Annotated in this window: 20 protein-coding genes and 1 other annotated feature; of the genes, 1 reads left to right on the forward strand and 19 read right to left on the reverse strand. The window is 44.5% G+C overall.

Translation table 11 applies throughout. The features are described from left to right. Positions 1-32: 32 nt before the first annotated feature. The 19 genes from greA to cymR form a co-directional block, all read right to left on the reverse strand. A complete protein-coding gene (gene greA, locus AC0VX7_RS17320) occupies positions 33-509 on the reverse strand; it encodes a transcription elongation factor GreA (RefSeq protein ID WP_475425186.1) in 477 nt (158 codons plus the stop codon). Between the two features lie 206 nt (positions 510-715). Continuing rightward, complete coding sequence (gene udk, locus AC0VX7_RS17325; RefSeq protein WP_102263678.1) at positions 716-1,351, reverse strand: uridine kinase; 636 nt, start codon at positions 1,349-1,351, stop codon at positions 716-718. Positions 1,352-1,355: 4 nt separating this feature from the next. Continuing rightward, positions 1,356-2,624 carry a peptidase U32 family protein gene (locus tag AC0VX7_RS17330; RefSeq protein WP_475425187.1) on the reverse strand — a complete coding sequence of 423 codons (1,269 nt, stop codon included), beginning with the start codon at positions 2,622-2,624 and terminating at the stop codon, positions 1,356-1,358. 27 nt (positions 2,625-2,651) lie between these two features. After that, positions 2,652-3,581 carry a peptidase U32 family protein gene (locus tag AC0VX7_RS17335; protein WP_475425188.1) on the reverse strand — a complete coding sequence of 310 codons (930 nt, stop codon included), beginning with the start codon at positions 3,579-3,581 and terminating at the stop codon, positions 2,652-2,654. A gap of 5 nt (positions 3,582-3,586) precedes the next feature. Beyond that, the gene (locus tag AC0VX7_RS17340; protein WP_475425189.1) at positions 3,587-4,225 is read right to left on the reverse strand and encodes an O-methyltransferase; all 639 of its coding nucleotides are present in this window, start codon (positions 4,223-4,225) and stop codon (positions 3,587-3,589) included. Between the two features lie 312 nt (positions 4,226-4,537). Further along, positions 4,538-5,680: an endolytic transglycosylase MltG gene (gene mltG / locus AC0VX7_RS17345; RefSeq protein WP_475425190.1), complete on the reverse strand. Its 1,143-nt coding sequence runs from the start codon at positions 5,678-5,680 to the stop codon at positions 4,538-4,540. A 535-nt stretch (positions 5,681-6,215) separates the two neighbouring features. Further along, positions 6,216-6,503 carry a DUF1292 domain-containing protein gene (locus AC0VX7_RS17350; protein WP_215036782.1) on the reverse strand — a complete coding sequence of 96 codons (288 nt, stop codon included), beginning with the start codon at positions 6,501-6,503 and terminating at the stop codon, positions 6,216-6,218. A 15-nt stretch (positions 6,504-6,518) separates the two neighbouring features. Then, positions 6,519-6,935, reverse strand: coding sequence for a Holliday junction resolvase RuvX (ruvX, locus tag AC0VX7_RS17355; protein ID WP_215036781.1), 417 nt, complete (start codon positions 6,933-6,935; stop codon positions 6,519-6,521). After that, positions 6,936-7,205 carry an IreB family regulatory phosphoprotein gene (locus tag AC0VX7_RS17360; RefSeq protein WP_475425191.1) on the reverse strand — a complete coding sequence of 90 codons (270 nt, stop codon included), beginning with the start codon at positions 7,203-7,205 and terminating at the stop codon, positions 6,936-6,938. It abuts the gene before it with no gap. A gap of 80 nt (positions 7,206-7,285) precedes the next feature. Then, positions 7,286-9,919 carry an alanine--tRNA ligase gene (gene alaS / locus AC0VX7_RS17365; protein ID WP_475425192.1) on the reverse strand — a complete coding sequence of 878 codons (2,634 nt, stop codon included), beginning with the start codon at positions 9,917-9,919 and terminating at the stop codon, positions 7,286-7,288. A gap of 75 nt (positions 9,920-9,994) precedes the next feature. Next, positions 9,995-10,206, reverse strand: a binding site (T-box leader). 64 nt (positions 10,207-10,270) lie between these two features. After that, a complete protein-coding gene (locus AC0VX7_RS17370) occupies positions 10,271-11,350 on the reverse strand; it encodes an AI-2E family transporter (RefSeq protein WP_475428193.1) in 1,080 nt (359 codons plus the stop codon). Between the two features lie 287 nt (positions 11,351-11,637). Next, on the reverse strand, positions 11,638-11,772 hold the full coding sequence (locus AC0VX7_RS17375; protein ID WP_475425193.1) for a YrzQ family protein: 135 nt from the start codon (positions 11,770-11,772) through the stop codon (positions 11,638-11,640). Between the two features lie 23 nt (positions 11,773-11,795). Next, positions 11,796-11,987, reverse strand: a complete 192-nt coding sequence (locus tag AC0VX7_RS17380) for a hypothetical protein (RefSeq protein ID WP_214908358.1) — start codon at positions 11,985-11,987, stop codon at positions 11,796-11,798. A gap of 9 nt (positions 11,988-11,996) precedes the next feature. Beyond that, positions 11,997-12,593: a PRC-barrel domain-containing protein gene (locus AC0VX7_RS17385; protein WP_475425194.1), complete on the reverse strand. Its 597-nt coding sequence runs from the start codon at positions 12,591-12,593 to the stop codon at positions 11,997-11,999. Further along, complete coding sequence (recD2, locus tag AC0VX7_RS17390) at positions 12,586-15,051, reverse strand: SF1B family DNA helicase RecD2 (RefSeq protein ID WP_475425195.1); 2,466 nt, start codon at positions 15,049-15,051, stop codon at positions 12,586-12,588. The genes AC0VX7_RS17385 and recD2 overlap by 8 nt, the downstream gene beginning before the upstream one ends. A gap of 80 nt (positions 15,052-15,131) precedes the next feature. Continuing rightward, a complete protein-coding gene (locus AC0VX7_RS17395; protein WP_475425196.1) occupies positions 15,132-15,791 on the reverse strand; it encodes a tetratricopeptide repeat protein in 660 nt (219 codons plus the stop codon). A gap of 170 nt (positions 15,792-15,961) precedes the next feature. Then, positions 15,962-17,077 (reverse strand): tRNA 2-thiouridine(34) synthase MnmA, encoded by a 1,116-nt coding sequence (gene mnmA, locus AC0VX7_RS17400; RefSeq protein ID WP_475425197.1) that lies wholly within the window; start codon positions 17,075-17,077, stop codon positions 15,962-15,964. A 43-nt stretch (positions 17,078-17,120) separates the two neighbouring features. Next, a complete protein-coding gene (locus AC0VX7_RS17405; RefSeq protein ID WP_475425198.1) occupies positions 17,121-18,275 on the reverse strand; it encodes a cysteine desulfurase family protein in 1,155 nt (384 codons plus the stop codon). 132 nt (positions 18,276-18,407) lie between these two features. Beyond that, positions 18,408-18,830: a cysteine metabolism transcriptional regulator CymR gene (gene cymR / locus AC0VX7_RS17410; RefSeq protein ID WP_041967745.1), complete on the reverse strand. Its 423-nt coding sequence runs from the start codon at positions 18,828-18,830 to the stop codon at positions 18,408-18,410. Positions 18,831-19,043: 213 nt separating this feature from the next. On the opposite strand from cymR, the gene AC0VX7_RS17415 reads away from it, so the two are divergent. Continuing rightward, the gene (locus AC0VX7_RS17415; protein WP_475425199.1) at positions 19,044-20,318 is read left to right on the forward strand and encodes a replication-associated recombination protein A; all 1,275 of its coding nucleotides are present in this window, start codon (positions 19,044-19,046) and stop codon (positions 20,316-20,318) included. Positions 20,319-20,347: the final 29 nt, after the last annotated feature.

Consider the following 20,347-nt stretch of genomic DNA (forward strand, 5'->3'; position numbering starts at 1 on the left):
GACGAGGTGCTGATATTTCAAACATACGGTATTTACTTAATTGTCGTGATGCGAACGTTCATTTCACCGCCAGGAGTCTGGACAGTGACTTCATCTCCAACTTTTTTGCCCATCAAGCTCTTGGCAATCGGAGAGTCGTTTGAAATTTTGCCTTCAAACGGGTCAGCTTCAGCGCTTCCCACGATTGTATAGGATTCTTCATCGCCATCAGGAAGCTCGACAAAAGTTACTGTGCGGCCAAGGCTGACTGCATCTGTGCTTACTTCATCTTCCTGGATGATTTTTGCATTGCGGATCATATTTTCAAGAGTCGTGATACGGCCTTCAACAAAGGCTTGCTCTTCTTTTGCTGAATCATACTCAGAGTTCTCTGAAAGGTCGCCAAAGCTTCGTGCGATCTTGATTCTCTCAACAACTTCTTTACGTTTTACCGTTTTCAATTGTTCCAATTCATGTTCTAGCTTTTCTTTTCCAGCCTGTGTCATAGGAAAAATTTTTTCTGTAGCCAAAATACTTCACTCCTTCTAGTCTTCACAATTCCCCAAAAAATAGATTGTGTAATATTATATTATGTAACCTGAAAAATATACAGGAGCGCGTCCTTCACCAGGGCGCGCGTTTTAAATAGAGCCATTTCAGGCCATTTATTTTTCTCTGGACAAAAGGAAGCACTTTATTCAAGTACTTCCATGTCCACATTATCTATGCTATTGTGTCACAAAAATGATTTTTGTTCAAGAATTGTTTGAATTTTTGTTACCATCAGGTCAATCGCCACATGGTTATGTCCGCCCTCGGGGATAATCACATCTGCATAACGCTTGGTCGGCTCGATGAACTGGTTATGCATCGGCCTGACAACATTCACGTACTGTTCGATGACAGAATCCATTGAACGGCCACGCTCCTTAATGTCACGAAGCAGCCTGCGGATGATCCGCAAATCTGCATCTGTATCAACATAGAGCTTGATATCCATCAAGTTGCGCAGTCTCTCATCCTCAAGGATCAGGATTCCTTCAAGAATGATCACATCTTTGGGCTCGACATGGACAACCTCGCTGGACCTTGTATGGACAGCATAATCATAAACTGGCTTATCAATCGCCTCATAGCGAAGCAGCTTTTGGATATGTTCTATCAAAAGATCATTGTCAAATGCCAGTGGATGGTCATAATTTGTCTTTAAACGCTCTTCCATTGGCAGATGGCTTTGGTCTTTATAATAGTAGTCTTGTTCAATCATCAGGATTGAGTGGCCTTTAAAGCTATCGTAAATCGCTTTAGTTACACTAGTCTTTCCAGAGCCGGAGCCGCCGGCTACACCAATTACAACAGGTTTGCGGTCCATTTAGTTACTTCTCCTTCCGCATCATGTTATTTGGGTAGACAGGCTTGTCCATCTTGAACTTGACGATTTGCAAAGGATGACGGGCTACATCCAGTTCATTGCCATCTTCATCCCAAATCTTCTCAACGACATGAGTGAAGTTCTCGATTTCTGGACCAAAGAATTCAACCTCATCGCCTGGCTTGAAGTAGTTTCTTTGCTGAAGTGTTACCATTTGCGTCTCAGCATCGTAATCAAGCACAAGTCCGGCAAAATCGAAAGTTGTCTTTTTGCTATGGTTTCCAAACATTTGCTCTTTATACCCAGGAACTCCCTCAAAGAAGGCAGTTGCTGTCTCACGATTCGCACATTTGTCCAATTCTTCAAGCCATTCCTGCTTGATGACAAAGTTCTCAGGGTCTGCGCAATAAGCATCAATCACTTTGCGGTATACACTGACTACCGTCGCTATATAGTGGATCGACTTCATGCGGCCTTCGATTTTCAAGCTGTCTATTCCAAGGTCAATCATGCGTGGAATCGATTCGATCAGCTTAAGATCCTTTGGGCTCATCGCAAATGGAGAGTCACCTTCAGCAAACAAGGCGTTTTCTTCATTTCCTTCAAGTGTGTACAAGTCATAGTCCCAGCGGCAAGACTGGCAGCAGCCGCCGCGGTTAGAATCACGTGCTGTCATGTGATTGCTCAATGTACAGCGGCCTGAGTATGCAATACACATTGCTCCATGGATGAAGGTTTCGATTTCGATATCTACTTTTTCCTTCATTTCCTTGATTTCATCAGCACTTGTTTCACGCGCAAGAACAACACGCTCAAGACCTTCTTCCTTCCAGAACTGGACAGCCTTCCAGTTTGAAAGGGATTGCTGTGTGCTTAAGTGTACTTCAATCTCTGGAGCGACCCTGCGGCAAGTTTCGATGATCAGAGGATCAGCGACAATGATGCCGTGCACGCCAGCTCCCTTCAAGCCTAATAGATAGTCTTCAAGACCATCGATGTTTTCATTATGTGCGAAGATGTTTGTTGTGACATAGATTTTGGCGCCATATTCCCTGGCAAACTCTACGCCCTCCTTCATTTCTTCGAATGTAAAATTATCTGCGTTCGAGCGCAAACCATACTCCTGCCCGCCGATGAAGACGGCATCTGCACCATACTGTACGGCAATCTTAAGTTTTTCAAGATTACCGGCTGGCGCAAGCAGTTCTGGTTTCTTCACGATCACACGCTTCCCGTCAACAATTTGCGAGATATTATCTGCTACTGCTGTCATTACGCAACCTCCTCATAGTTCTTACTGTTAATAAACCGTCTCTTTGAAAAAGAATCCTGTATCCAGTGGGCGGTTTGGCGGCTGCAGTTTTTCCGCTGCTTCAAGCAAGCCGTCTTTTTCTTCATCGTATTGGTCTGGGTCTTCAACAGCCAAATCAATGGCTTTGCGATAAAGCTTTGTAACTTCCAGAATATATTCAGGGCTCTTCAGGATGCCGTCAATTTTAAAAGAATCGACTCCAGCTTCCACAAGCTCCGTTAGTTCGTCAATAATGCAAATATCGTTAGGACTCATGATATGAGTGCCATTTTCATCCTCGAAAATAGGGTATTTATTTTCTCGCTCTTTATCATGAAGGAACATATTGCGTTCTTGTTTGCGGTTCTCAACTTCAAGCGCTTTGCCTTGGTATTCAAAGTAATGTCCGAGCAATGGTCGTTTAGACTGGAACATGTTCATCATTCCGTGAATCTGCACCTCGATTTCAACCTCGGCATTTTCCTTAGTCTCAACAATAGCGTCCATATTGATTTCCCTTGCAAGAACGGCACGTTTTGCACCCTTCTTGCCCCAATAGTTGCAAGTATACCAGTTCGTGCCTGTTGTTTCCGTGCTCCAATGAAGCTTTATTTCCGGGGTATTTTCCTTTGCGGCCATCAGTACTGCCGGGTCGCCGAAAGTAACTCCGTCGGCATGGACATCCTTAAGGAAAGTCAGGTATTCACCAAGTAAGTCCACTTTTTCATTGTGGAATAACGCGTTCATAGCGACATACACTTTCTTGCCTTTTGAATGTGCCAGTTCGATTGCCTGCTTTACGTCTTCACGGTTAAATTCACCAGCGAGCCGCAGGCCGAATTTCTGTTCACCAATCAAGAAAGCATCTGCTCCCGCCTCCGCCAGTGGAATAATATCCTCAACACTCTTTGGAGTTACCAATAATTCAGGTTTATTCATTCCGTTCACCTCTTCTTACTAACCGCTATCCCGTCGCCTATCGGCAGTATGACAGTATCATACTCCTGATTGGCAGCAAGCCAGCGGTTGAATTCGTCTATTTTTTTAACCAGGCTGCGAAGTCTTCTGCTATCTGCCTCCTGATTATATACAAGCCCTTTAAAAAGGACATTATCCGTAATGATCATGCCTCCAGGCTTTAAATGCCTTGAGTATATTTCAAAAAAACGCTTATACTGGCCCTTTGCAGCATCAATAAAAATGGCATCAAATGGAGCATGGCCGGCAACTTCCTCTTCAAGCTCAAGCGCATCACCACTGATTTGGATGATCTGCTGCTGCATGTCTGCCCTCTTAATATAATCAACAGCAAGCTTAAACCGTTCCTCATCCCGTTCCAAAGTGACGATCTTTGTTTGCGGCAGGGCGAATGCCATCCTTAGTGCTGAATAGCCAATTGCAGTCCCTACCTCCAAAATCGCTTCCGGCTGCTGTATTCTCAAGAACTGCAGCATGGTTTCAATACCTGCCGGCTCCATGATTGGAACTCCGTTTTGATGGGCATATTCCTCCATCTCTGCAACGAGGCCATTCCGGGATTGTATAAGAGAATCTATATAACTTTGCAGCTCTAGACTAAGCAAGCTGCTTCACCTCTATTCAAAGGCCTAAGATCAGCCAGAGTAGATATATTAAATGACTGTCCAAGCATGAAAAAAATAGCGTTCACAGGTTTAGAGAGAACACCGCCAGGCAGTATGCCATACAGGTCCATAAGCTAAATAAGCTACAACTCCTACTTCTGCAATGCACGCTATCAAATAAATCGGAGCTCCCACTCGGAGCTTACGGTAGACAGTAACATTACTATTGAATCTAGAAAAAAACACTTGAATTATTTTATCACAATAAGAAGGGAAATGCTAACCTTTCTGCATTTCCCCTTTTATTTACTGTTATTTTTTGTTTGTTATATGTTCGTTCACTTTGCGATTATGCTCTGCAAGTGTTTTAGAGAAGAGCACATCTCCTGTAGACGTTGCAAGGAAATACATATCATCTGTGTCGGCAGGTGCCAGAGTGGCTTCAATCGACATAACCCCTGGATTGGCGATTGGGCCTGGCGGCAACCCCTGGATTTTATAGGTATTATAAGGGTCATCAATTTCAAGATCCTTGTAAAACACCCGGTCTTTATGTTCTCCGTGCGCATATAGGACAGTAGGGTCTGTTTGCAGCATCATACCGTCTTCCAGGCGATTATAGAAAACGCTCGCGATTTTATCGCGGTCAACTTTTTCAGTCGCTTCTTCCTCAATGAGCGATGCCATCGTCATCAATTCATGTGTCGTCATTTCTTTTTCTTCCATCTGGCCTCTGAATTCACCGAGAACTTCCTTAGTCTTAGTCAACATGACAGTAACGATTTCCTCGACCGTTGGCTTTTCAGAATAGAAAGGATAAGTTGCCGGGAACAGATAGCCTTCAAGCGGATACTTCACATTTTCTTTTAATATGTCTTCCGTCAGAACGTCTGGATATCTACCCATCATTTTTGTGATGAACTCTTTATCGTTGAGCTGTTTAAAAATCTCTTCTTCATTTTGCTGTGTCTTTTCCGCAATAATTCCAGCGATTTGCTTTAACTGCTTTCCTTCAGGAATGGTAATTTTCATGACCACTTCCTGCATGACTTTACCAGTTTTCAAGCTCAAAATTATTTCTGGAAGTGTCATGGACGGATTCATTTTGTAATCCCCGGCCATAAAACCTGCTTCATTTTTAAATTTCACATAGTATTTGAAAACTCTCGCATCCCGGATTACACCATTTTCCTCCAATATCTTTCCGATTCCTGTAGTAGAGGAGCCAATCGGGATATTGACATCAATCGTCTTCTCGCTGGATGCATCTACCGGCTTAAGGGCTTCTTTAATATAATAATATCCGCCTCCGCCTACTGCCCCGATGAGCAGGATACCGACGATCGCCGTGATGAATACGATCTTCCTAACAATTCTTGCTTCCTTTTGCTGTTCAACCAACCTCTCAGCAATCAACTTCTTTTTATCTAGTTTACTATTTTTTTCGTCAGACATAACTTCCCCCTCCAGTTAACAATGTTAATTTCCTGGATACTCTCTATTTTCACATCTCGAACCATTATACTATATTTTTAATTTCTATTTGCAAATAATTACGAAAAAATACCACTAGCGACAAATAAACCAAAATTTCGACAGCGCTAATAAGGCGTGTGAGAACAGAAGTCAGTGCCTTTTGCGGGGAAGGGTGCTGGCATAATGAAGGTCAATTTAGATTATCTATCGGACACTAACACAAGATTCTTCCCTCTGTTTGTCCGATAGCGCCTTCCTATTGGACACTTTCCTCAGATTCTCCTCGCAGTTTGGCCGATAGAGCCCTTCTATCGGACACTTTCCTCAGATTCTGCACCCTGTTTGTCCGATAGAGCCCTTCTATCGGACACTTACAAAGATTCTTCCCTCTGTTTGTCCGATAGAGCCTTCCTATCGGACACTTTTCAATTAATCTTCACCCCTGTTTGGCCGATAGTTTTACTGTTAAAAAATAAAGGACCAGGCATCATTCGCCTGGTCCAATTGTAGTATTCTATTCTTCGTCTTGCTCTGCAAGGAATGTTTCTAGCATTTCTTCGATCATGTCCCATTCTGCGTCCGTTTCGATTGGCATTAGATCGCCATCTTCGTTGTCTTCTGACGGTGTGAATGCTGATGCGTGGATTTCGATTTCTTCGTCATCGTTATCCTCTGCACCTACTGGATAATAAAGCACATATGACTTGCCAAATTCATCAGAGTCAAATGTGAAAAGTACTTCGCATAGTTGTTCGTTGCCGTTTTCGTCTACTACTGTAATGTTGTTTTCGCCGTGATCCATTGTAGTCACCTCAATTTAATTTTGGCTGTTTAAATAGCCTTGTAGAATCATCATTGCGGCCATTTTATCAATGACCTTTTTCCTTTTTTTGCGACTCAAGTCTGCCTCGAGCAAAACCCGCTCTGCAGCCACTGTCGTCAGACGCTCGTCCCAGAGGATGACAGGGACGCCGAACCTTTCCTCCAATTCACGGGCAAAGAATTGGCTCGCTTCTCCGCGTGGCCCAATTGTGCCGTTCATGTTTTTAGGCAGCCCGACGACAACTTTGCTGACTTCGTACTCTTTTATTATTTTACCTAATTCATCGAAACCAAACACATTTTCTTCTTCGTTGATTTTCAATGTTTCAAGTCCCTGAGCAGTCCATCCCAGTTCATCGCTCAGCGCAATGCCGACTGTTTTTGAGCCGACATCCAGTCCCATCGTACGCATTTATTTCCCCTCTCGGTGGTTCCTTAAATAGGCTTTGACCAGTTCCTCGATAATTTCATCCCGCTCCAGTTTGCGGATGATATTGCGGGCATCCCGATGGCGGGGAATATAGGCCGGGTCGCCAGAGAGCAAATAACCGACAATCTGGTTGATCGGGTTATATCCCTTTTCCTGCAATGCTTCATACACCTGCAGCAGGACTTCATTGACGTCATGCTCAAAAGGCTCTTCGGGAAAATTAAATCTCATCGTCTTGTCAAACGAGCTCATCGAATGCACCTCTCTCTCAAAAAATAGCCGGTAAAATTTTCTTCAAGTTACCTTTCATTTTACACTACTTTACTTTTATATCAAATTGATTTTACCCATTCTTCGGCAAATTGAAGCGCATTGTCGAGTTTTGATGGGTCCTTCCCGCCAGCCTGGGCCATATCCGGACGGCCCCCGCCGCCTCCGCCGCAAATTGCCGCTGCTTCCTTGATCAGTTTTCCAGCCTGGTAACCTTGCTTGATCAGATCATCTGTCACTGCAGCAATCAGATTCACTTTGCTGCCGTCGGTCATGCCTAGAAGGATGACAGCTGAACCTAGCTTTTGCTTCAAGTCATCAGCCATATTACGAAGGCTGTTCATATCTGCAGCCTGAACACGTGCTGCAAGCAGCTGGACACCATTGACTTCTTTGACCTTGGAAGTAAGGCTTCCTGCTTCAATATTACCCAATTTTGCTGATAGAGATTCATTTTCGCGCTGAAGCTGCTTCATTTCAACAAGCATGGAATCAATTCTGTTCGAAACTTCTTTTGGAGACGTCTTCAATTTAGATGCTGCGTCCTTCAGAATACTAATCTGGTCATTAAGCACTGTGTAAGCTGCTTCGCCTGTTACAGCTTCAATCCTTCTTGTTCCAGCACCAATACCGCTCTCGGATACAATTTTAAATAATCCGATGACAGAAGTGTTAGGAACGTGGCAGCCGCCGCAAAGCTCAAGGCTGTAGTCGCCAACTTTTACGACACGGACAATATCGCCGTATTTTTCACCGAACAATGCCATTGCGCCCATTGATTTTGCTTCAGCAATCGGCTTGAAGCTAGTCTCAACCTGGATACTTCTCCAGATTTTTTCGTTGACGATTGATTCTACTTGCTCAAGTTCTTCCGCAGTCACCTGACCAAAGTGAGAGAAGTCGAAACGCAGTCTATCAGGCTCGACTAGAGAACCTGCCTGGTTTACGTGACCGCCAAGCACATCCTTCAATGCCTGGTGGAGCAAGTGTGTTGCAGTATGGTTCTTGATGATTCTCGCACGGTTATCCTGGTCAACTTTAGCTGTCACTTCAAGGCCCTTCGTAACTGCCCCCTCTACTACCACTGCATGGTGAAGGTTTTGGCCGTTAGGAGCTTTCTTTACATCCTTGACTGATAGCTTCACGCCATTTGCTTCGATTGTTCCTTTATCAGCGATCTGGCCGCCGCTTTCTGCATAGAAAGGTGTGTTATCAAGGATGAAATGAACCTCATCGCCTGCCTTCGCTTCCTCAACAAGCTCGCCTTCCTTGACTAATGCAACAATCTTGCTGTTTGTTTCAAAATTATCATAGCCTACGAATTCGCTGCTTTCTTTGATGTCACCAAGAATGCCACCTTGGACCTGCATGGAACCTACATCCTGTCGGGCAGCACGAGCCCTTTCACGCTGCAGCTCCATTTCTTTTTCAAAGCCTACATGGTCGACCTTCAAGCCTTCTTCTTCAGCATACTCTTCTGTTAATTCCACTGGGAATCCGTATGTGTCATAAAGGCGGAATACATCCTCGCCCTGCACCATGCCGCTGCCTTTTTCCTTTTCCTTCTTGATCAGCTCAGATAGAATTGCAAGTCCTTCATGAAGTGTTTCATGGAAGCGGTCTTCTTCGTTCTTGATGACCTTCTGGATAAAATCTGTCTTTTCATTTACCTCTGGATAGAAGTCATGCATGATTTCACCGACAACCGGCACCAGCTCGTACATGAACGGACGGTTGATGTTCAGTTTCTTCGCGTAACGGACAGCGCGTCGCAGCAATCTGCGAAGTACATATCCGCGGCCTTCGTTTGATGGAAGCGCACCGTCACCGACAGCAAATGCAACCGTACGGGTGTGGTCAGCAATTACTTTGAACGCCTCATCCTTCTCCTTGGACTGTCCGTATTTTTCACCAGAAAGTTCTTCAGTCGCATTGATGATCGGCATGAACAGATCTGTTTCAAAGTTTGTAGGAACGTCCTGGACAACAGAAGCCATGCGCTCTAGTCCCATGCCTGTATCAATATTTTTCTTCGGCAGTGGAGTATATGTTCCATCAGGGTTGTGATTGAACTCGGAGAACACTAGGTTCCAAACTTCTAAATAACGGTCATTTTCTCCACCAGGGTATAATTCTGGATCTTCAGGGTCATTGCCGTATTCAGGTCCTCTGTCATAGAAGATTTCCGTGTTCGGACCACTAGGACCTTCACCGATATCCCAGAAGTTCCCTTCAAGGCGGATGATTCGCTCTTCAGGAACACCGACTTTTTCTCTCCAAATATTGAAAGCTTCGTCGTCTTCAGGGTGAATTGTCACGGACAGTTTCTCTGGATCAAAGCCGATCCATTTTTCATCCGTAAGGAATTCCCATGCGAATTCAATTGCTTCTACCTTGAAATAGTCGCCAATCGAGAAGTTCCCGAGCATTTCAAAAAACGTATGGTGGCGTGCTGTCTTGCCGACATTTTCGATATCGTTCGTACGGATTGATTTCTGTGCGTTTGTGATCCGTGGATTTTCCGGTACGACACGGCCGTCAAAATACTTTTTCAGTGTTGCAACACCACTGTTGATCCAAAGCAAGGAAGGATCATCATGCGGTACAAGCGACGCACTCGGTTCGATTGCGTGGCCTTTCTCCTTAAAATAATCAAGATACATTCTTCTGATTTCAGCACCTGTCAGTTTCTTCATAAAACTAACCTCCTAAACCCAAGTGAAATTTAAGCTTTCAGGGATTTTAGGCAACAAAAAAAGCCCTCATCCCTGGACAGGGACGAGAGCTTGCTCGCGGTACCACCCTGATTATGGACACAAATACGTGCGCCCATCTCTCAAAAACGCTTTAACGCAGCTGCTACGGCAGGTTTTGCCTGCACTCCGGAATAGCTTTCTGTTATCCTTCATCGGGAATTCTTGCAGCCTGGGAATCCCTCTCTGGACGATGGTCTATAACATACTCGTTCCTTCTACATTTTTCGAATTATTAATCTATAGCCGAATTATATATAGCTCCTTGCACTTTGTCAAACGACTTGCAAAAAATTATGATGGACGCTCTTTCTTTCTTTCAACTATGATATGGTCTTTTGCGTGAATTAGTGCCGCTCTTAATACCACAAGGACGGGAACGGCAAGAATCAATCCAAGGATGCCGCCAACCTCTTCCCCCGCCAGCAGTGCAAACATGATCATCAGCGGATGCATGTGCAGGCTTTTGCCGACAATCAGTGGGGAAAGGATATTTCCCTCGAGGAACTGAAGCGAGAACACGATCACGAGTGATAAAAGGACCATCTTCACCGACATTGTCGCGGCAATGATTACAGCTGGAATAGCTCCAATGATCGGGCCGAAATAAGGGATCACATTCGTTATCCCGACAATCGCTCCAAGCAGCAGCGAATACTTTATGCCTGCCAGCCAAAAAAACAATGAGGATAGCACTCCAATTATAAGGCATATGAGCAGCTGTCCGCGGATATAGCTGCCCAGGGATTTGTCGACTTCATGCAGGAACTTAGTGCCTGGCTGTCTCCACTGCCGTGGGGTGAGATACCACGCCGCTTTTTTCATGACGTCGAAATCCTTCAGCATATAAAAAGCAATAAACGGGATCACGGCAATCGTAAGGATGGAATTAATGATATCCATCAGGAATGTCATCGTACCTGCGAGCACACCATCAAGCCATTGCTCCATCCGATTAATACCATCCTCGATTCTTTCGTGGATACCTGCCGGCCATGTCGAAGTCTGGTCAACGATATTATTGACCATTTGTTTATACTGCTCAGCGAAATACGGAGCATTTTCCGCAAGGTCGCCCAGCTGGTGGATCAGCGCTGGTATGCCTTTGTAAAAAGCAAAGCCGGCTCCGCCAAAGAACAAAATATAGATGATCAAGATAGAAACTCCGCGATGAAGCCCCTTTTGGTGAAGAGCTTCTACAATAGGATGCAGCAAATATGTAATGAAAGCAGCCACGGAAAAAGGCACAAGCAGCGAAAGCAAGACTTCCAAAAAAGGAACCCAGATGGACTGCAATTTGATGAATACGTACAGTACAATGAATAAAAGGAGAAGAAATCCAAGCCGGTAATACCATTTCATCTGGATATTCATCATCTTCACCCTCCTTCTTGTTTATTCTTGAAAGAAAGGTGGTGGATTATGCATTTTTGGCCATGTGTGGAATTTATTTAAGCTTAGTTTTTTGATTTAACAGCAAAAGTTCATTTTTATAGCGAAATCTTAAAGTTTATAGCCAAAAACAATTTTTTGTAGCGGGTATTTTATTATTATAGCGAAAAACGGATTTTTATAGCGACTTGGAAATTCTCAGCGTTTTTTCCAATTTGACATTAAAAATCCCTTGCGAATACGCAAGGGATTAATCTGATTATCCAAACTTAGAATAAAGCTTTTGTCATTTTTTTGCCTAGCCTTTTCATTTTCCTTCCAGACATCATATTGTTGTTGGAAGCATAGTTGTATGCTGCCATTCCAGCGCCAAGAGCGATTACGGAGGTTAACATTTTATTCATGTGCTTCACCTCTTCGTTTTATTTTACATGCCGTATTGACGTTGATCTTCCTCAAATAAATCATCAAGTGAGCTCAATGTTCCATCTTCTTCGACTTGATGGGTATGGATCAAGCCTTTGTTCAGAGACAGTTCGATGAAGCAATTCCAGCAGTAATATTGGTTAATTCCAATTTTACCGATATCCTTGCTTTTGCAATTGGGACAACTTAACATTAGGACACCTCATCTCGATTTGACAGTGACGACGATGGCATCCTTTCCGATTGCAGGCGGACCAGTGGTCTTTATGACACGCTTTCCATTCGCGATATCCGAAAAAAAGCCATCCGTTAATTCGTACCCTACAATCGTGCCCAATTCTTCCATAAAATATACATCCTCCAGCAAGCCAAGCTGCTCACCTTCTTTTGAAAGAAGCTTTTTCCCAGCAAGGCTCTCATTATGCTCAAATGTATATTCAGGCTCTGTCTCCAATCGCTCCAAGGCTGATTTGTCTTTCACCATGACTCCATCTTCACCAAAGGATGAAACCTGATCCACTTTCACCTGAAACGTTTTCTTGATGAACGCACCCTTTTTTACAAGTAAGCCTACTACGCTTCCATTGCCAGAAATGCTAACATCACAAACTTCGCCCAGTTTTTGTCCACTCGCCAATTCATATACAGGCAGTCCCTTTAAAAGTGAAAATGTCCGCAAAAGTGTGTCCCGCCTTTCCCGAACAATCTTAGTTTCCACCGCTTCGCTAAAATCATGTGGTGTAAGGATTTCCATGGAAAATAAAAAAAGAATCCGCAGTGACTGCAGATTCTTATGCATCCTTTTCCTCCATAAAATCATAAGGAGTCAGTTTGTCCATTCCGATCATTGGATCAGCGTTTTTGATGATTTCAATATAATCCATTTTTTCATCTTTGCCGGTACTATCTTCATTTTGGAGTTTATTTTCCGACTGAGTCCCGCTTTGAGCCTTTGTATTCGTTTCATCTTGCAATTCAGGCAGTAATTGTACAAGCTTCTTAACAAGTGTTGTATTCCTTTCGGTATCTTCACCGCGTTCTATCCCCATTTTCAGTGCTTCTTCTTCGCCAACAAGAATGAGGAATTGCTTACTCCTGGTGATTGCTGTATAAATTAGATTTCTGCGCAGCATTCTGAAGTAGCTTTTTACCACTGGAAGGACGACAATCGGAAATTCACTCCCCTGGGATTTATGCACGGAACAGCAATAAGCGTGGGTGATTTGCGAGAGGTCCGCCCTATTATAGGTAACTTCTATGCCATCGAAGGAGACGATCAGCTGATCCTGCTTTTCCGTGTTTTCCTTTGCGTAAAATATCGCAACAACCTCACCCATGTCACCATTGAACACATTGGCTTCCGGCTGATTGACTAGCTGAAGGACCTTATCCCCGATACGATATTTCACATCACCAAACGCAAGCTCTTTTCTCGTCCCATCAGAATTAGGATTGAAGAGATCCTGCAGCAGCTCGTTCAATCGGTCAATGCCGGCTGGACCACGGTACATCGGTGCCAGCACCTGGATATTCCTCGGGGAATATCCTTTTTTCTTAGCATTGGCGACAACCTTTTCGACTACCTGGGGAATCTGGCTTGTCGTACATTTTATAAAAGAACGGTCAGGCTGTTGGGCTGAAATATCGCCTGGCAGATAGCCTTTTTTGATTTGGTGGGCAAGTTCGATTATTGACGAACCTTCAGCCTGCCTGTAGATATCCGTCAGCCTCACAGTCGGAACCCTGCCAGAATCCAATAGATCCTTCAGTACCTGGCCAGGACCTACTGAAGGGAGCTGGTCTTCATCTCCCACCACGATTACCTGAATATTGTCAGGCAGAGATTTGAATAATTGATGGGCGAGCCATATATCAACCATTGAGGTTTCATCGATAATCAATATCTTTCCCTCAAGCGGCTGGTCTTCATTATGATCAAAACCTTCTGCGCCATTCCAGCGCAACAGCCTATGGATTGTCACAGCAGGCAGACCGGTTGACTCAGTCATCCTCTTTGCCGCACGACCAGTCGGCGCCGCAAGCAAGAATGGATAAGGTTCTTCTTTTTTGTAATCTTTCGGGTCCAGAGAACAGCCATGGAGCTCTGCATAAAGTTCAACAATTCCCTTAATGACCGTCGTTTTACCTGTGCCGGGACCACCGGTCAAAATCATCATCGGTGACATAAGCGCTGTCTGGATCGCTTCCTTCTGGCTTGGCCCATATTGGACACCCAGGCGCTCCTCAAGATTTCCGAGAGCAAGGAGAAACTCCGATTCAGGAAATTGATTTTCGTATTCTGTCTGCTCAAGGATCCTTTTAATGTTCACAACCAGGCCTTTTTCCGAATAATAAAGGGATGGCAAATAGACTCTCTGTTCTTCTGCAACCAGCTTTCCTTCTTCACCTAGCTTGATGATTTCGTTCGAGATATCAGTAAATTCAATCTCAATATGCTGATTATCTTCAAGCAGCTTTTTCACTTCGACTAGGAGCTCTTCCGCATTCATGAAAACATGCCCGCCCTGGATGCTTGAATTTTCAAGGGTATAGAGACAGGCTGCCTTGATCCGGTCCGGATGGTTACCTGTCAGCCCGAGCTGGCTGCCCAGTTCATCCGCCCTTCCGAAACCGATGCCTTCGATATCCTCGACAAGCTTGTAAGGGTTGTTTTGAATAATGTCAATCGCCTGTTCCTTGTATACTTGATAAATTTTCATCGAAAGCTGAGGACCAAAGCCATATTCATTCAATGCGACCATTACTTGTTCAAGGCCCTGATGTTCCATTAATGTGTCATAAAGTTCCTTTGCTTTTTCAGGCGCCAGCTTCGGAATCTCGTCAAGGACAGACGGGTTCTCGATAATCCTCGTGATGGCCTTTTCCCCCAGTGTATCGACAATTTTCTCTGCTGTTTTCTTCCCGATTCCTTTGAAAAGATCACCAGAAAGGTAGCTGATGATCCCCTGCTTTGACTGCGGCAGATCTTTCCGGAAGTGAGTCGCATGGAATTGTGCGCCGAACTTAGGGTGCTCTTTGACCTCACCAAAGAAAATATAAGTCTCCTGCTCATGAATCCGGGGGAAATACCCTGTAATGACTGCTTCTTTATCGTCGTACTGCTCATTTGTTTCCTCAACCCTGATCCTCAGGACTGTGTATAGATTCTGTTCATTATGAAAAATGGTAACAAGATGCTTCCCTTTCATGAACTTGCCTTGTTCTGAAAACAAATCAAGCGAGTCCTGTTTGCCCAAAGTACTTCCCCCTTTCCGTCAATTCAATTTGATGAAGGCTGTTTTCGCATTGAGCAACAAGATTAAGAAAAGAGCCTTAATTAATGGATATCTTGTCCCTCAATCAATTTCTTGCCGTGGCCTGCAAGCAAGTGGTCTGGCTGGATTTCCAATGCACGATTGAACATCTCGAGCGCCTTTTCGCCATTCTCCTTGTAGCCATAAGCTACACCAAGATTATAGAGGGCGTCCGTATGCTCTGGATCCAGCGATATTGCCAGTTCAAACGCATTAATACCTTCGTCGATAAAACCTTCCCTTGCAAGGCAAAGTCCATATTGAAAATGGGCTTCGGCATCATTTTCGAGAAGTTCTGTACTGCGCTGTAAGTATGGCAACGCCAGCTTACTGCTTCCCATCTGCGCGAGGCTCATTCCCAGCATGAAAAAGTTATCGCCAGTATCCAGCCCTTTTTTCAAAGCAAGTTCGAACATGTTTTTTGCTTCCTCGAAATTTTGGCTATCATAATAAACGCCGCCTTTGCTGTAGTATGCTGCGGTTGCATTCTCATCAAGGCTGATCGCTTTCTCGTAAAAGTTCATTGCTCTTTCGGTATCACCCACTGCTGTTAGGACGTTTCCGAAATTTATGTATGCAACAGGATCTTCTGGCTGAGCATCAATCGCTTCCGCGAATGCCTTGGCAGCCTCTTCCCATTTGCCTTCTTTCATAAACTCAATACCTGTCTGGTTTTTATCCATTTCTAACACTCCATTCTCCATGAAAGTATACCATAATACGGGAGGATTTAGACTCTTTTCAAAGCAACAACTGAACTGTAGATTTTTCAATTTTGCAGAAAGAAAACCGAAAAAGAGCCTAAGCCAAAACAATCCCCGGCGAAGCTGGCCCGCCGGGGATTTTAACAGGATTAACCGACATATGTCAGTTTGTTCCCGTTCTTGAAAATTTCATCAATCGTACCTCCGCCAAGACATTCTTCCCCATCGTAGAAAACGACAGCCTGTCCAGGAGTCACGGCACGTATTGGTTCTTTGAACAAAACTTTTGCAGTCCCATCATCCTGCAGCTCGACCGTTACAGCATTATCAGGCTGGCGGTAACGGAATTTTGCTGTACATTCGAAAGTCTTAGGCTTCTCTTTGTCAGATACAAAGCTGACATTAACCGCCGTGATGCTGTCTGAATAAAGCAGTTCGTTGTGGAAGCCTTGTTCAACTAGCAAGACATTGCGCTCGAGGTCTTTCCCGACAACAAACCAAGGTTCACCTGATCCGCCAATGCCTAGACCCTGGCGCTGGCCGATCGTATAATACATCAGCCCATCATGCTTCCCTTTTACCTCGCCGTTCATCGTCTCCATATTTCCCGGCTGGGCCGGAAGATAATTTCCAAGGAACTCCTTGAAATTCCTTTCACCAATGAAGCAGATGCCGGTGCTGTCTTTTTTAGTTGCTGTGGCAAGATTCGCTTCTTTTGCAAGCTCCCTGACGCGTGATTTTTCCAGGTTTCCGATCGGGAACAATACTTTTTCTATCTGGTCCTGACTCAATTGGTTCAAGAAATAGGTCTGATCCTTATTTTCATCAAGACCGCGGAGCATTTTGCGTTCCCCTTCGCGGTCTTCCACTCGTGCATAATGACCTGTCGCCAGGTAGTCTGCGCCCAGGTTCATTGCATGCTCAAGGAATGCCTTGAATTTGATTTCCTTGTTGCACATGACATCCGGGTTAGGCGTCCTGCCTGCTTTATATTCATCAAGGAAATAAGTGAAAACCTTATCCCAATATTGTTTTTCAAAATTAACCGCATAATATGGAATGCCGATCTGGTTGCAGACGCGGATCACATCCTCATAATCCTCGGTAGCCGTGCAGACTCCGTTTTCATCCGTGTCGTCCCAGTTTTTCATGAAGATGCCGATCACATCATATCCCTGTTCCTTCAAAATGAGCGCAGCAACTGATGAATCAACACCGCCGGACATTCCTACCACCACTCTTGTATCCTTAGGTGATTTTTCCATTATGCTTCACCTCTTTTCTCTTCCTATAAAACTTATTCTTCCCTTAAACCTGGCTAGTTTTCGCAATCCTGCGGACAATTTTCGCCGTGTCTTCTGCTGCTTTTTCTATCTGTTCTCTTGTATTGTGCAAACCGAAGCTGAATCGGATCGAATTTGTCAGCTTATCATCTTCTTTTCCGAACATCGCGACAAGAACATGCGATGGATCGATTGAACCCGCAGTACACGCTGAACCGCTTGAAGCAGCTATTCCAGATAGGTCAAGATTCACAAGCATCGCTTCGACATTCGTGCCCGGAAAGCTTAAGTTTAAAATATGAGGGAGTGATTTATCAAGCAATCCGTTCAGCTGGAAAGAGATTCCGCTTATTTGGAGTTTATCGATGAACAAATTCCTTAAATCATTATAGAAGCTGCGTTTGGTATCAAGCTCCTGTTGGGATAGCTGAACTGCTTTGCGGAACCCGGCAATAGCTGCTACATTCTCGGTGCCGGCACGGCGTTTTCTTTCTTGTTCGCCGCCGAAAAGCTGACGCGCCAGCTTGATTCCATCACGGATAAAAAGAAAACCAATCCCCTTGGGGCCATTGATTTTATGGGCTGAAACAGAAAGCAAATCAATCTTAAGTTCATCAACATCCAATTTTTCAATGCCATAAGCCTGGACAGCGTCTGTATGGAAAACAGCTTGATGATCATCAAGGATTTCACCAATCTCTTTGATAGGCTGGATCGTGCCTACCTCATTGTTTCCGTACATGATCGTCACAAGGATCGTATCATCACGTAGTGCCTCTTTGAATGATTCCATGGATATCTGGCCATTCTCATCCACCGGGAGATATGTGACCTCAAACCCTCGTTTCTCCAATTCCTCACAGCTATGCAGGACAGCATGGTGTTCAATCTGAGTCGTGATGATATGCTGCCCCTTAGAGCGATTATTTTCCACATAACCGATAATAGCCAGATTATCTGCTTCAGTGCCGCCGCTTGTAAAAATGATATTGTTTCCCTTCGCTCCTATACTCTTCGCCAGTTCATCACGTGTATCATCGAGGATTTTCCTGGCCTCACGACCGAAATGATGGATGCTCGAAGGGTTGCCAAATTCTGCTTCCATTACTTTGACCATTTCAGCGAGGACGTCGGGATGCATTGGTGTAGTAGCTGCATGGTCCAAATAGATTCTTTCCAAAGTCTTACCCTCTCTTCAGAAGATTTTTTAAAATATTGGCTCGCTTTGCTGCTTATAAAACCCTTTTCCCATCACCTTTTTTATTGATAGGCATTCAGTGGATTATGCAAGCAACTAAGCGACGAAGAAAACCTAAATATAAAACATATAAGCGTCAGACTCGCCAAAGTTGTCTGAATGATTGGCGAGGTCTTCGATTGTCGTATTATCGAGTACGTCCTTGACCGCGTCCCTGATTCGTGTCCAGAGCTCACGCTTGGCAGGTTCCTCGTCCTCTATACCTTCAACAATGCTGATTGGCCCTTCCAGGACACGGATAATGTCCCCCGCCGAGATGGTTGATGGTTCCGAACTTAATATATAGCCGCCGTATGCTCCCCTGATGCTTTTCACCAGGCCGGCATTCCTTAGCGGCGCAACCAATTGCTCCAGGTAATGCTCTGATAAGTCATTTGTTTGCGCAATGGATTTTAGAGAAATCGGGCCCTCTCCATATTTTTTGGCCAGCTCGATCATGATCGTCAATCCATAGCGTCCTTTCGTGGATATTTTCATAAGACACCTCTATTCCTTTTTTCTTAAAAGTTAGCTGTTTTTTCAGATATATTCATAATGCCCCATATGGCATTCTCTCACTATAAATAGTATCAAAATCCTCAGTCAATAGGTAGGCTTTTGCAATTATAGCACAAATTGCGTGGACCATGCGCAAGTCCCTCGTTCGTGTTATTGTATATATACGAAATAAGCGTTATTGGAGCGATGAGCATGAATCTAAAACCTCTTGCTTTCAGGATGCGGCCGCGGACGATTGAGGAAGTGATCGGCCAATCACATCTTGTAGCTGAAGGAAAAATCATAAACAGGATGGTCAAGGCTCGGCAATTATCCTCGATGATCCTTTACGGTCCGCCCGGCATAGGAAAAACTTCTATTGCCAGCGCTATTGCAGGAAGCACGAATTTCGCGTTCAGGACGCTGAATGCTGTTACCAATAATAAAAAAGATATGGAAGTCGTCGCTGCAGAAGCGAAAATGTCAGGGAAGGTCATCCTGCTTCTCGATGAGGTACACCGCCTTGATAAAGCGAAGCAGGACTTCCTGCTTCCTTACCTCGAAAATGGGATGATTGTCTTGATTGGGGCGACCACAAGCAATCCATATCACGCTATTAATCCCGCAATCAGGTCAAGGTGCCAGATTTTCGAACTCAAGCCACTTGAACCTGATGATATAAAAGCTGCTTTACGCAGAGCGATTGAGGATGAAGAACGAGGCCTGGGAAACTTAAATATTGAAATTACAGAGGAAGCACTCACCCATATCGCAACCGCTTCCGGCGGAGATGTGAGAAGCTCATTGAACGCACTTGAACTCGCAATACTGTCCACCGAACCCGATGGGGATGGGATCATCCATATTGATGAATCTGCAGCCGAAGAGTGCATGCAGAAAAAAAGCCTCTCTCATGATAAAGACGGCGACGCTCATTATGATGTGCTGTCAGGTTTCCAAAAATCCATCAGAGGCAGCGACGTGAATGCCGCGCTCCACTATCTTGGCAGATTGATAGAAGCAGGCGACCTAGTCAGCATCAACCGAAGACTCCTTGTCATTGCCTATGAAGATATTGGACTGGCAAGCCCGCAGGCAGGACAACGGACGCTGGCAGCAATAGAAGCAGCAGAACGTATCGGGTTTCCGGAAGCAAGAATTCCGCTGGCGAATGCGGTTATAGAGCTATGTCTGTCTCCAAAGTCCAATTCTGCTTATGTTGCGCTTGATTCCGCACTGGCTGACATCCGTTCCGGTATCAGCGGCGAAGTTCCTGACCATCTAAAGGATGCCCATTATAAAGGTGCGAAAGACCTGGGAAGAGGCGTTGATTATTTATATCCGCATGATTATGAAGGCGGTTGGGTCAAACAGCAGTATCTCCCGGACAGGATTAAAAATAAAGTATATTACAACCCAAAGAAGACCGGAAAATTCGAACAGGCAATTGCGGCGATTTATGAAAAAATTACGGGACATAAGAAATAAGCGGAAGAGCCAATTTTGGCGCTTCCGCT

It is taken from the genome of Mesobacillus sp. QJM3NY_10 (assembly GCF_056173465.1).